The 12,591-nt window shown below is 68.7% G+C and carries 11 protein-coding genes and 1 pseudogene; 8 read left to right on the top strand and 4 right to left on the bottom strand.

The features are described from left to right. Nucleotides 1–251: 251 nt before the first annotated feature. Both ACIRPT_RS37350 and ACIRPT_RS37345 read right to left on the bottom strand, forming a co-directional pair. Nucleotides 252–374, bottom strand: coding sequence for a hypothetical protein (locus tag ACIRPT_RS37350; RefSeq protein ID WP_403835720.1), 123 nt, complete (start codon nucleotides 372–374; stop codon nucleotides 252–254). Nucleotides 375–713: 339 nt separating this feature from the next. Continuing rightward, nucleotides 714–944 (bottom strand): annotated as a pseudogene (locus ACIRPT_RS37345) (alpha/beta hydrolase); the annotation flags it as partial. 375 nt (nucleotides 945–1,319) lie between these two features. Here ACIRPT_RS37345 and ACIRPT_RS37340 point away from each other — a divergent pair. From ACIRPT_RS37340 to ACIRPT_RS37315, 6 genes are all read left to right on the top strand, one after another. Then, nucleotides 1,320–1,889, top strand: coding sequence for a dihydrofolate reductase family protein (locus ACIRPT_RS37340; protein WP_403835717.1), 570 nt, complete (start codon nucleotides 1,320–1,322; stop codon nucleotides 1,887–1,889). A gap of 62 nt (nucleotides 1,890–1,951) precedes the next feature. After that, nucleotides 1,952–2,839, top strand: a complete 888-nt coding sequence (locus tag ACIRPT_RS37335) for a GNAT family N-acetyltransferase (RefSeq protein WP_403835714.1) — start codon at nucleotides 1,952–1,954, stop codon at nucleotides 2,837–2,839. A gap of 123 nt (nucleotides 2,840–2,962) precedes the next feature. Next, nucleotides 2,963–3,616, top strand: coding sequence for a CatB-related O-acetyltransferase (locus tag ACIRPT_RS37330; RefSeq protein WP_403835712.1), 654 nt, complete (start codon nucleotides 2,963–2,965; stop codon nucleotides 3,614–3,616). Between the two features lie 72 nt (nucleotides 3,617–3,688). Continuing rightward, nucleotides 3,689–4,660, top strand: coding sequence for a virginiamycin B lyase (locus ACIRPT_RS37325; RefSeq protein WP_403835710.1), 972 nt, complete (start codon nucleotides 3,689–3,691; stop codon nucleotides 4,658–4,660). Beyond that, nucleotides 4,657–5,004 (top strand): YciI family protein, encoded by a 348-nt coding sequence (locus tag ACIRPT_RS37320; RefSeq protein ID WP_403835707.1) that lies wholly within the window; start codon nucleotides 4,657–4,659, stop codon nucleotides 5,002–5,004. The genes ACIRPT_RS37325 and ACIRPT_RS37320 overlap by 4 nt, the downstream gene beginning before the upstream one ends. A 236-nt stretch (nucleotides 5,005–5,240) precedes the next feature. Beyond that, nucleotides 5,241–7,925: an ATP-binding protein gene (locus ACIRPT_RS37315; RefSeq protein WP_403835704.1), complete on the top strand. Its 2,685-nt coding sequence runs from the start codon at nucleotides 5,241–5,243 to the stop codon at nucleotides 7,923–7,925. Between the two features lie 269 nt (nucleotides 7,926–8,194). Here the strand turns inward: ACIRPT_RS37315 and ACIRPT_RS37310 are convergent, their stop codons facing one another. Next, nucleotides 8,195–8,593: a VOC family protein gene (locus ACIRPT_RS37310; RefSeq protein ID WP_403835702.1), complete on the bottom strand. Its 399-nt coding sequence runs from the start codon at nucleotides 8,591–8,593 to the stop codon at nucleotides 8,195–8,197. Between the two features lie 93 nt (nucleotides 8,594–8,686). On the opposite strand from ACIRPT_RS37310, the gene ACIRPT_RS37305 reads away from it, so the two are divergent. Next, complete coding sequence (locus ACIRPT_RS37305) at nucleotides 8,687–9,676, top strand: helix-turn-helix transcriptional regulator (protein ID WP_403835699.1); 990 nt, start codon at nucleotides 8,687–8,689, stop codon at nucleotides 9,674–9,676. A 505-nt stretch (nucleotides 9,677–10,181) separates the two neighbouring features. Here ACIRPT_RS37305 and ACIRPT_RS37300 read toward each other — a convergent pair. Further along, nucleotides 10,182–11,015: a helix-turn-helix transcriptional regulator gene (locus ACIRPT_RS37300; RefSeq protein ID WP_403835696.1), complete on the bottom strand. Its 834-nt coding sequence runs from the start codon at nucleotides 11,013–11,015 to the stop codon at nucleotides 10,182–10,184. A gap of 117 nt (nucleotides 11,016–11,132) precedes the next feature. On the opposite strand from ACIRPT_RS37300, the gene ACIRPT_RS37295 reads away from it, so the two are divergent. Then, nucleotides 11,133–12,197, top strand: coding sequence for an aldo/keto reductase (locus ACIRPT_RS37295; RefSeq protein ID WP_403835694.1), 1,065 nt, complete (start codon nucleotides 11,133–11,135; stop codon nucleotides 12,195–12,197). The last annotated feature ends 394 nt before the right edge of the window (nucleotides 12,198–12,591 follow it).

The following is a 12,591-nucleotide window of genomic DNA, read 5'->3' as shown; positions in this document are numbered from 1 at the left end:
CCCCGATCTTCGACCTCGTCGACTACGGCGTCGTCGGCGACCTCTTCGACGTCGTCCCGGCCCTCACCGAAGAGGTCAAGACCCGCAAGGGCTGACCTCCGCATTGGCCCCGGCCGGAGCACCGTCACTGCACCGCCGGGGCCCCGGACGCACCCCGCGTACGGGGCCCCGGCGCGTGGCGTCGTCGCCCTTCGCGCAACGGCGGAAGGCCACCTCGAAGAGTCGGTTGCCGGCCTCCCCTGCCGCCTGGGTCACGAGCAGAGGGTGTCCTCACGCAAGGGGTCCCGCTCGGTCAGCACGTTCCGCGCCCGGTCCGCCTGGGACTCGCCGACGGCGCGGACGATCCCGGCGACGTCGCCCGCGGGTTCCAGCACAGCGGAACGGCGTCAAGGACGGCCTGCCTACGTTCCCTCCTGCGGCACCGCACACCTACCGGCGGGAATCCCTCGGCCGGCGAGTCTTTCCCCGGCATGATGCGAGATCGTGTCAATCGCCGCCCGCCGTCCTGCGGTCCGTGATCACGGCGCGATGCGCGAGCCGACGGGCGATGGGCTCTACCGTCACGCCGTGCAGAACGACGCCGAGCAGCACTGTCGAGCCGGTCAGCTTCAGCAGTCGGCCGCCCCGGACGACCCATCCCCGTTCGAGACGAGAGGGACTCGTCGTCTGAGCCGCGGGCTCAGTCGGTCGCATCCGCTATGGGGGCGGGCTCGGAAACGGTCCGGGGCACGCTCCGGGAGCGGAGGCCCAGGGAGCACGTCCCGCTTCTGGTTCTTCCGTGCCTCCGCGTTCCAGTCGGCCGTCGCCTCGCAGGTCACGTCCTTCGCCGGGAGCTTACCGGTGAGCAGGTAGTCGGTGACCGTGCCGTCCGTGCATGCGTTGCCGTTCGGGGTAGGCAAGTGGTCGCGGCGTCGGCTGCCCTGGGCAACTATGAGTTCTACCAGCTCAGTCTCACCTCACTGCCGGACACACCGTACGAGATCGAGCGATGGATCCAGCTGAGCATGGCCGAGCCAACTTCTCCCGGCGGTCGCTCCCTGCACCCTGAACGCCTCATGCCGCCCGCAGCGGGCCCGGCTCCAACGAAGCATCTGTGCGTTGGACCGGTCGGGCGTCAGGGAGATTTGCCGGTGGGGCCTTTCATGACCAGGTCTGGCGCCCGCCATCATGGGCCGGCCTGCTGATGTCTCTACTGATGCCGTCCCACGCTTGTCGCCTGCGCGGTGGGTCACGTTACGTCGCGGTGACCGATGCCCTCCTGAAACAGGGTGCCTAGTGTCATCTCGTCCCTGGTAGCAACGGATCGGAATCGGACCCGCATGCGTCTGCTCACGTACTTCATCGGCTGCAGTGTCGACGGCTTCATCGCCGGTCCGGACGGACAGTGCGACTCTTCCGGCTTCGACGGCGACCTCAAGGCCGCGATCCTCGCCGAGTACCCCGAGACCATCCCGGACCACGTCCGCAGGTCGCTGGGTGTCGTCAGCACAGCGAACAGGAGGTTCGACACGGTCGTCATGGGGCGCGGTGCCTACGAATCCTCTCTGGCGGCCAATGTCACCAGCCCGTATCCGTACCTGCGGCAGTACGTGTTCTCCTCATCCCTCGAACAGCCCGCTCCCGACGTCGACGTTGTTGCCGGCGACCCGGCGGAGTTCATCCGCGGGCTGAAGCAGCAACCGGGCAGGGGCATCTGGCTGTGCGGCGGCGCGGTGCTGGCCGGACAGTTGCTGGGTGAGATCGACGAGCTGATCGTCCACCGCTACCCGGTGGTCTTCGGCAAAGGCATCCCCCTGTTCCACACCTCATTCGGCCCTGCCGTCTTCACACTGACCGGCTCCCGGATCTTCACCACCGGCGCGACCGTCACCACATACACCAAGCCGTAGGAGCACCCGTGTTGTTTCGCCCCACGACTGAGACCGATCAAGAGCGCATCGTAGAGGTGATCGTGGATGAGCCGGTGGGCTGGATCGGCGCCGACCGCTACCTGGCCGAGATGCGGCAGGGAATGTACCGGCCGGAGTGGACCTGGATCGCCGAGGACGACGGGCAGGTATGGGCCAGAGCCCTGTGGTGGGGACAGGCGGACAGCGCTCACCCCGTCGCACTGGACTGCCTGCACGTGGACCCCGCACTCCCCGACCGGGCGCAAGTGGCAGCCGAGCTGCTGAGCGCCGGGCTGCGGGCGTTCGCCGACCACGGTGCGCCCAGACTTCCGCTGTACAACCTGACGCTGCCCGTCGGCTGGCGTGACAATCCAGCCACAGCGGCTGCCGTGGGCTGGCGGTGCCAGGCCGCCGTAGCGGCCGGGCTCACCCACGAGGTGGAACGGCTGCGTCTGGAGTGGACACCCGATGCCGGCCTTGCCCGTGCCGAGGGCCGGCTGGCCTTCGCCCCGGCGTCGGACGAGGAGTTCCTCCAGCTGTTCCGGAGGGTAGCCGTCGGTAGCCTGGACGACGAGACCCGCAGGAACATCGCGGTCAAGGGTGCCGAAGCCACCGCCCGCGACGAGATGGACTTCAACCTCGGTAGCCCCGGCCGGCGCGAATGGTGGCGACTGGCGCACACCCCCGACGGGCAGGTCGTGGGGCTTGCTCTCCCGTCCGCGACGCCGTACGCCCGCAACGTCGGCTATCTGGGCGTCGTGCCCGAGTTCCGCGGCCGCGGCTATGTGGACGATCTCCTGGCCGAGATCACCCGCGTCCACGCGGACAGCGGCGCCGAGCTCATCACCGCCACCACCGACACCGGGAATGCACCGATGGCCGCGGCCTTCGCCCGCGCCGGCTACCGGACTTCGGAGATCCGCCTGATCTATTCCGCGCCGGTGGCATGAAGGCCGGGGCAACACATCCAGCGCACCGGACGATCAGCACACCGCAGAACAAGCGCCACCTCCCGCGGCGACGCAGTTGCCGTCTCATACCGACCACCGGCCCTACTGACAAAGGATGTTGCGTTGTCTCCCGATCCGACCACCGTGCACCCGCTGCCGGCGCATGAACGTGTGGTGTTCCTTCGACCGTTGATCACCTCACCGAAGATCGTCGTAGGCGAGTACACGTATTACGACGATCCCGAGGGCGCGAGGGACTTCGAGCATCGCAACGTGCTCTACGCCTACGGGCCGGAGCGACTGATCATCGGCAAGTACTGCGCCATCGCCGCGGGCACCAAGTTTCTGATGGCGGGCGCCGAGCATCCGACGATGGGGGTGTCCACGTTCCCGTTCACCATGTTCGGCGGCCGGTGGGCCGAGCAGACTCTGGACATCGTCACCGCGATGCCCAGCCGCGGCGACACTGTGGTCGGCAACGATGTGTGGTTCGGGCACCAGGTGACGGTGATGCCAGGCGTGCGGATCGGGGATGGTGCCATCATCGCGGCCGGCGCGGTGGTGACCGCCGACGTCACCCCTTACACGATCGTGGGCGGCAACCCGGCCCGGCCGATCCGGCAACGCTTCGCCGATGCCGACATCGAGCGCCTCCTGCACGCCGCATGGTGGGACTGGCCCGCCGACCTGGTCACCGAACACACCCGCACCATCATGGCGGGGGCCCCGGCCGAGATCGAAAATATCGGCAAACAGCTTGGACAGAGCGGCAGTTGAGGGCGGACCCGCCGGACCCCAGGTCTCATGGGGTGGGAGGGCGCACATCGTATGGAGAGAAGTGAAGAGTTGATGCCAGTGTTCATCGAGGAGTTCGCCGTAACCGATCGCGAGAGCGGCCCCTACGCGCTCACCTCGGGCCCGGACGGGGCGCTGTGGTTCACCCTGGTCCACAGCGGCGGGATTGGGCGGCTTGTGCCCGGAGGGGAGCCAACGATCCATCAACTCGATCCGGAGTGCGGGCCAACGATCATCGCTGTCGGGCCGGACGGCGCGTTGTGGTTCACCGAGCACCGGGCACACCGCATCGCCCGGATCACGCTTGACGGCAAGGTGACGGAGTTCGCACTGCCCACGGCTGAATGCGGGCCGTTCGGGATCGCCGCCGGGCCGGATGGGGCACTGTGGTTCACCGAGACCAGTGCCGACCGGATCGGCCGGATCACCACCGACGGCCAGGTGACCGAGTTCCCGCTGCCGATATCTGGGGGCTTCCCCTCTGCGATCACCGCCGGCTCCGACGACGGGATGTGGTTCACCCTGAACCAAGCCGACGCGATCGGGCGGATCGGCATGGACGGAACCATCACCCTCCACGGTCTGCCGACCAAGTCCGCTGCCCCGGTGGGCATCGCAGCCGGACACGACGGGGCGCTTTGGTTCGTCGAGATCGGCGCCGGGCAGATCGGGCGGATCACCGCCGATGGCGTGATCACCGAGTTCCCGCTGCCCGACCGCACCTCCCGGCCGCATGCCCTCACCCCCGGCAGCGGTGGCACATTGTGGTTCACCGAGTGGGCCGGCAACCGCGTCGGCTCCATCACCCCCGACGGCATCATCACCGTGCACGACCTGCCAACCGACGGCTCGGAGCCGCACGGCATCACCCTGGGCCCGGACGGAGCCCTGTGGACAGCACTGGAGATCGGCACACTCGCCCGCATCACCGCGCCCCGGACTCCGACGGCCCAACTGGGCCTCTCGACACCTTCCGCGTCACAGCAAGTCCAGACGACGCAGCACACACAAAGGAGACACCCATGAAGTACGCGCTCGTGATATTCGAGACCCACGAGTCACGCAGCGGGATCAAGTCTGATCCGGCCGCCCACCGAAAGGCATACGAAACCTGGATCGGTCAGATCGCGGCGGCAGGCAAACTGATCAGCGGCGATGCCCTCGCAACCGATCCCCCCACCGCGGTAACCGTGCGCAAGGCGACCGACGGAGCCTCCACCGTGGCCGAGGGGCCCGCGCACGCCGGTGAGGAAACCCTTGGCGGCTGGTTCGTCATCGACGTGGCCGACCGTGCGGAAGCCGTAGAACTCGCCAAGGCGCTCGCCACCCCCGAGACGGTCGAGATCTGGCCGCTCCTCGAAACCGCCTGAGCCGGACCGCCGACACACGAGAACAGGGAGGCACCCCCGAGGGCGCACACACGGAGGGCGACCCCTGCGTTCCCGTCCGAGGGCCGGTGGCTCCTGCTCGGTAGTCCGTCGCCGACATCACCACCGTCCTTGCATGCGTTGCCGCGATCACGATCGCCGGAAACTCTCCCTGGACATACAGTGGTGATCATGTGCTCGGTCGCGGCCGGGCCGCGGACCGGGGCGGGGAGTGTGCGGTGCAGGGACGTAAACAAGAGCGGCGGCATATCGAACGGATGCTCGCCGACGCCCACCGCGGGAAGAGCAGCGCCCAACTCCTCCACGGTGAGGCCGGCATCGGCAAAACCACCCTCCTCGAGCACGCGGTCGCCCGCGCGGAAGGCATGGGCGTGCTGCGGGTCGAGGGCATCGAGTCGGAGATGGAGCTCGCCTTCGGCGGGCTCCATCAGCTCCTCCTGCCGCTGCTGGACCTCATCGACCGGCTTCCCGCACCGCAGGCCGGGGCCCTACGGGCCGTCTTCGGCTTGAGCGACGAGGCCGTGCGTGATCGTCTCACCATCGGGCTCGCCACGCTCTCACTGCTCTCCGAGGCCGCCGCGGAGAGTCCCCTGCTGTGCCTTGTCGATGACCTGCAATGGATCGACCAACCGTCCGCGGACGCACTGACCTTCACCGCCCGTCGGCTACGGGCAGAAGGCATCGCCATGCTCTTCACCACCCGCGACATCTCCCCGGAGAGCGGATCAAGGGCACTGCCCCGAGTACACGTCACCGGCATCGACCGGCGGTCGGCCGTGGCGCTGCTGCCCGGCCTTGCGCCCCCGGTCGCCGAGCGGATCATCGACCAGGCACAAGGCAACCCACTGGCGCTGCAAGAACTGGCCGCCGCCCTGACCCCGGCACAGCGGGCCGGACAACTGGGACCACTGGCTCTGCCAGATGCGCAGCTGACGCCGCCGAGCCAGCTGCAGGACGCGTTCACACAGCAGCTCCGCCGCCTCCCCGAGGCCACCCAGCGCATACTCGCGGTAGCCGCCGCCGACGACACGGGGGACCTCCCCACGGTGCTGGCGGCCGCGGACCGCCTCGGCGGAGAGATCAGGGACCTGGAGCCCGCCGAACGCGCCGGACTGATCTTCGTCTCCGCACAGAGGCTGCGATTTCGGCACCCCCTCATCCGGTTCACCGCCTACCAGCAGACCCCGCTCGCCCGGCGGCTGGCGCTGCACCAAGCATTGGTGGCAGTGCTGGACGGCACGCAGCACGCGCACCGACGCGCCTGGCACCTGGCCGCCGCCACGACCGGACCGGATGAGCAGGTCGCCGCAGAGTTGGAACGGGTCGCCGTGTGGGCGGGCAGCAGGCAGGCGATGGCGTCCGCCTCCGCCGCGTACGAGCGAGCCGCCCACCTCACCGCCGATCCACAGCAACGCGCCCGCCGGCTGATCAACGCCGCGCAAAAGGCGAGCGAGGCCGGCCAGGACGAACGGTGCCGCGACCTCACCGAACGGGTGCCGCTGCCACTCCAGGACCCGGGCATGGCAGCGGACTTCGCCCGCGTTCGCTCCGTGGTCGAACTGGGCTACGGCAGCCCCGGTCAAGCCGCCCGCATCCTGGCCGACTGCGCGGACACGGTCGCCGCCGACCGCCCCGACAAGATCGCCCCGTTGCTGACCGACGCGATCCACGCGGCTTTCGCCGCCGGCGACCCAGCCCTTATGGCCGAGATCAGCGTCCGTACGCCCCTCCTTCCCGTGCTGGCCGTACCCGCCCAACTGCTTGCCGGCAACATCCCCGGCGCACGTCGGACACTGGACGATCTGGTACGGGCCGGTCTGCTCGCCGGCAGCGGGCTCATGGACCGGTTGATGACCGGGATCTACTGCCATCTGGTCGCCGACCACGCGGCCGCACACGACCTGGCCGTCGCCGCGGTCACCCACTGCCGCGAGCAGGGCATCGGCGGATGGCTGCCCACCACGCTGCATCTGCGCGCCCAAGTGGAACTGGCGCTCGGCCGACACGACGACGCGCACGCACACGCAACCGAAGCACTGAGGCTGGCCGATGGCTACGACCTGGACCACCGAGCCGCCCACCTGCGCGCCCTGTTGGCGCTCCTCGCCGCCGTTCGAGGGGAGGAGGCGTTGGCACAGGAACTGGCCGACCAGGCACTGGGCTACACCCGTCCCCGCGATGTCGGACGGGCCACGGCGGAGGCGCTGTGGGCGCTGGGGCTCCTCGACCTCGGCCTCGGGCGAGCCCAGGCCGCGCTGGAACACCTGACCGCGGCCCGGCAGGCGGCGGGTCACCCCCTCCTGGCGCGCCCCCTGTTGCCAGATCTGATCGAGGCCGCAGTTCGCGCCGGCCAGCCGGAGCGTGCGCAGGAGCCCGCACAACAGCTCACGACATGGGCGGCCGGCCTCCAGCAGCCCCACTTCGCGGCGCAAGCCCGTCGCTGCGCGGCCCTGACCAGCCCGGACACACAGGCCGAGCAGCATTATCTGGCCGCCTTGAACCTGCACGACGACGGCAGCGACTTCGACCGGGCCCGCACCGAACTGCTCTACGGCGAGTGGCTACGCCGCTCGCGACGCAAGCTCGACGCCCGTGACCACCTGCGCACGGCGATGGAGCTCTTCGACGAACTGGGCACACGGCCATGGGCCCACCGAGCACGCACAGAACTGCAGGCAGCCGGCGAGACCCACGACCCGGCCGAGGCCCCCGACTCACCCATGAGTCGCCTGAGCGCGCAGGAACGCGAAGTGGTCCGGCTCGCAGCCACCGGGGCCACCAACCGCGAAATCGCCACGCAACTGTTCCTGAGCCCGCGCACCGTCGGACACCACCTGTACCGCGCATTTCCCAAGCTAGGCATCAGCTCACGATCGGAACTCGCCGACCTGCTCGCTCCCTGACATCACGCCCACGTTGCCGGACCGCGTTCGGCTCGGCATCGACGAGGACCTTGAAATGCCCCCGCACGAACCGCGCTCGTACTCAAGCCCACCGCCGACGCGGCGTGCGAACCTCACCCACCGGATGTGGTGAGTCGTGAACGTGTTGCGATCCTCGGTCGCCTTGGGGAGACCTCCACTCGAACTCGCCGTCCTCGGGGTAGGCGGGGCCGATATTCCGATCCTCCGTCGTCCTTGGGGCGACCGCCACCGAGCGGCTCTGCGTGGCGTCAGCGTGTGAACTTCTCGATGGCCGCTGGGGTGACGGGGGTGAAGAAGTTGACGAGGTTGCCGTCGGGGTCGCGGAACAGCAGCGACCGGTTGCCCCAGGGCATCGTGGTGGGCTCGGTGACGAAGTCGGTGACGAAGCCGGTCAGGTTCTGGTGAACGCGGTCCACGTCGTCGACGAGGAACTCGGTGATCACGCTGTGGTTGTCGGCCGGGCGGGCAGAGCCCGGGGCGAACAGCGGGACGGTCCGGGTGCCGGCGATCGCGAGGGTGGCGCCCGCGGTCTTGAGTTCGGCGAAGTCCTCGGTGGCCCACCTCGCCCGCGCTCCTGTAGCTCGCTCGTAGAACTCGACGAGGCGCGCCACGTCGCTGGTGATGATGCGGATCGAGACGAAGTCCATGGGAATCTCCTTGGCTGTGCTGGAGGCGTGCACGTCGCAGGCTAGGAGAAATAGTGGACAGAATCGGTCCTGTATTCGCGTTAGGCTGCGGACATGCCCCGACCAACCGCCCGCGTGCTGACACTCCTGGAGCTGCTGCAGTCGGGCGGCACCCGGACGGTGGCCGAACTCGCCGACCGGCTCGGCGTCGAAGGGCGCACCGTGCGGCGGTATGTGGACCAGCTGATCGACCTGGACGTGCCCGTGGAATCGGTGCGCGGCCGCTACGGCGGGTACCGGCTCGCCCCCGGGTACCGCTTGCCGCCGCTCATGCTCAGCGACGACGAGGCGCTCGCCGTACTGCTCGGCCTGGTCGCCGGCCGCCGAGCAGGGTTGACGTCGACGGAGCGCACGGCAAGCGAGACGGCATCGGCCAAGATCCGGCGGGTGCTGCCCAAGCACACCGCCCGGCGGCTCGACACACTCCTGGAGGCTCTCGCCTTCACGGACCAGCCCGATGATTTCGACACCCCGGACGCCGGGGTCCTGCTCACCCTCGCCGATGCGGTGCGCCACCGCCGACCGGTCTCGATCCGCTACACCGATCGCGACCGACGGCGCAGCGAACGCACGCTGCACGCGTACGGGATCGTCGCCCATGCGGGCCGGTGGTACGTCACGGGCAAGGACGCCCGGATCGGCGAGGACCGGACCTTCCGGCTCGATCGCATCGCGGACGCGAGGAGCCTGCCCGGCTCATTCGAAGCGCCCGTGGGTCCCGGTCCGGCACAGCGCGTGTTGTCAGCGTTCGCCACGGCCGAGTACCGGCATGAGGTGACCTTACGGATCCACGGGACGGTCGGGCAGATCCGCGCCCACTTGCCCGTCAGCATCGCGATCCTGGAGGAGTACGAGCCCACGGCAGGCCAGGACCGGGCGGCCGAGCGCTGGCTGCGCGTCGAGCTGAAGGCGGAGCGGCTCGACTGGTTGCCTCCCGTACTGGCCTCACTCGACCGGCCGTTCGTCATCGAGCGCCCCGATGAACTGCGCGACCGCGTCACCGCGCTCGCCGATCGCCTTGCGTCCTACGCTCGCCAAGCCTGACCGCGAGGAACCAGTGTCATGAGAAGGCACACCTAAGGTCCCGCCTCAGTCGCTAGGGGCGAAACGCGGCAGACGATCGCCTGCCAGCGATCTCGGCCCAACCAGCACGAGCCGCCCAGCGAAACGTCACACCACCCCGCCGAACAGCGACTTTCAAGATGAAACGGCTTCAGTGGGAGTGCAAGGTCCTGACCTTCAAGCTCCGTATGAAGGGCTTCGAGTACGCGCAGATGGAGCGGACCTCAACGACCTCGGCCGCCAGGGCTGGGAGGCCCTCGGCACGCTCGCCCCGAGTTGCGGCGCGGGCCAGGCCATCGAAGTCCTCGTCCTCAAGCGGTCCCTCGGCTGACGGCGAGGGGGTATCAGGACCGCGGGCGCGGGGTCCAGCGCCAGACTGTGCCGTGCTGACGGGCAGCCTGCACCATGGTCCCGCTGGTCACTCCTCCAGGGCGGCAGTGCGATGGGGGTCAACTGACGTCCGTCAGGTCGACCTGTCGCCTCGCACTCACCGTGCGCAGAGCCGGTCCAACGCCGACCGGCTCGCCTCGTCTGCGCCGCGGTAGATCACCAACCGCTGGTCAGGATCTTGAAGTGGCACCAGCACTTCGAAATGCACTGCGATCTCACCGACGGCAGGATGCCGTATCACCTTGTGCCCGCGGCCGTTGACCGTGATGTCTCGCTCGGCCCACCATCGCGCGAATTCCTCGTCACGCGCGGCGCATTCGGCGATAAGGCCGGCCAACACCTGATCCTCCGGATGCGCGGCCCACGCGGCACGGAGGTGGGCGATCCCCTCCCGCACGACGCGTTCGCGGTCGACGTAGAGCTCGCGCATCTGCGGATGCATCAGGCACAGCCACATCGCATTGCGCCGCGCCGGCGGCAGGGTGTCGAAGTCCATTAGCAGTCTGGCCATTTCGCCGTTCCAGGCCAGGATGTCATAGCGGTGGTTCATCAGCATGCCCGGCAGCGGCGACAGGTCGGCGACCAGACGGGCCAGTGGCGGTGCCGCGGCGGTGGCGGGCTTGTCGGCAGTGCGGGGGCGCTGCTGGGCCAGATCGAAGAGGTAGGAGCGTTCGTGCGGGGCCAGACGCAGCGCCCGCGCCAGCGCCTCCACCACGTCCGCCGATGGCCGCAGCCCGCGTGCCTGTTCAAGGCGCACGATGTAGTCGATGCTGACCCCGGCCAGTTCGGCGACCTCTTCGCGGCGCAGTCCCGGGGTCCTCCGGGTCTGCCGACGCGACGGCAGGTCGAAATCGTGCGGGTCCAGGCGTTCGCGCCGGGTCCGCAGGAACGCGGCCAACTCCTGTGTCGTATCCACGCTGCGGGTCGTCACGATCGGTCCAACAGCCAGGGTAGGACCGGCATTCCCAGGAACTTCCTTCCCTTACCCCCGGGGCGCGGCGGTCACAGGCTTGTTCTCGGCAACGGATCATCAGCACAGGAGGACACGATGGCGCTCACCCTGGACACGTACCGGCTCCTTGGCCGCTCCGGTCTGCGGGTCTCACCGCTGGCGCTGGGCGCGGCGACCTTCGGCACCGATTGGGGCTGGGGCGCCGAGCGGGACGAGGCGCGCAAGCTGTTCGACCTCTATGTCGAGCGCGGCGGCAACTTCATCGACACCGCCGACACCTACACCAACGGCAGCTCCGAGAGCCTCCTTGGCGAATTCACCCGCGACAACCGCGAAAGCCTGGTCCTTGCAACGAAATACACGACACATCGCCGCCCCAGCGATCCCAATGCCGGGGGCCCGCACCGCAAGAACCTGTTCGCGTCGGTGGAATCCAGTCTGCGACGGCTGAACACGGACTACCTCGATCTGCTCTACCTGCACGTGTGGGACTTCACGACGCCGGTCGAGGAGATCCTGCGCGGCATGGACGACCTGGTCCGGCAGGGCAAGGTGTTGTACGTGGCGATCTCCAACGCTCCGGCCTGGCAGACCTCGCGCATGCAGGCGGTCGCCGACCTGCGCGGCTGGTCGCCGCTGGTCGCGCTACAGATCGAGTACAGCCTGATCCAGCGCGCCGGGGAACGCGAACTGATCCCCATGGCACGGGAGATGGGCCTTGGGGTGGTGCCGTACTCGCCGATGGGCGGCGGTGTGCTCACCGGCAAGTACCGTCGCGGAGACCTGGCCGGGACGGACACCGGATCCGAGGAGAGTTCCCGCAAGAGCCTCAACCACGCCTTGGGGTGGGTCACCGAACGCAACCTTGCCATCGCTGACACGGTGAAGGAAGTCGCCACGGAACTGGGCCGCACATCCGCCCAGGTCGCTCTGGCCTGGACCCTCCAGAACCCGCACGTGACGGCACCGGTCATCGGCGCGCGCACCCCCGCACAACTGGAGGACAACCTGGGCGCCTTGGAGGTCGACTTCACCGCCTCCCACCTGGTCCGCCTCGACGAAGCCGGCGCCATCGACCTCGACTACCCGCACACCTATCTCGGGGGCGACATCGCCCGCACGCAGACCCGGGGCGACCTGAAGATCGACGTCCGCCGCTGACGCCCGATCGAGCACCGAAGGCAGCGCAGCGCGTACGGCTGCCCTCGGTGCGGCCATCGGCACACCTCTGCCGCAAGAGCGCCCCCCGTGCTGATCTCAGTGACTCCGGCGCGCACCAGCCGTTAACCTCGATGTTTGTCTCTGGGCCGGGGCGAAAGCCGGCGCTACTTCGAATACATCAACGGCTTCTACAACACCCGGCGTATCAAGGAACGGCTCGGCTTCCTCAGCCTCATCAAGTTCGAGGAGAAGTGATACACCAAGCAGGCGACGGCGGAACAAGCGAACCGAAACCCCGTCAACCCCAGCTGACCAGTTGATCAGCACCTCCCGCGCAGCGGGGGAACCTTGCAGATCAGGTCGAATGGGGAAGCTCGACCGTTTCAGATATTCA

Source organism: Streptomyces sp. NPDC101227 (genome assembly GCF_044767545.1).
Taxonomy (GTDB): Bacteria; Actinomycetota; Actinomycetes; order Streptomycetales; family Streptomycetaceae; genus Streptomyces.
This window is presented reverse-complemented; position numbering and strand designations above follow the sequence as displayed.

What these genes read in the sequence shown, in the direction of transcription:
- ACIRPT_RS37305 (WP_403835699.1), top strand. Translation starts at nt 8,687, where the DNA reads ATGCCCCGACCAACCGCCCGCGTGCTGACACTCCTGGAGCTGCTGCAG.
- ACIRPT_RS37325 (WP_403835710.1), top strand. Translation starts at nt 3,689, where the DNA reads ATGCCAGTGTTCATCGAGGAGTTCGCCGTAACCGATCGCGAGAGCGGC.
- ACIRPT_RS37310 (WP_403835702.1), bottom strand. Translation starts at nt 8,593, where the DNA reads ATGGACTTCGTCTCGATCCGCATCATCACCAGCGACGTGGCGCGCCTC.
- ACIRPT_RS37320 (WP_403835707.1), top strand. Translation starts at nt 4,657, where the DNA reads ATGAAGTACGCGCTCGTGATATTCGAGACCCACGAGTCACGCAGCGGG.
- ACIRPT_RS37340 (WP_403835717.1), top strand. Translation starts at nt 1,320, where the DNA reads ATGCGTCTGCTCACGTACTTCATCGGCTGCAGTGTCGACGGCTTCATC.
- ACIRPT_RS37295 (WP_403835694.1), top strand. Translation starts at nt 11,133, where the DNA reads ATGGCGCTCACCCTGGACACGTACCGGCTCCTTGGCCGCTCCGGTCTG.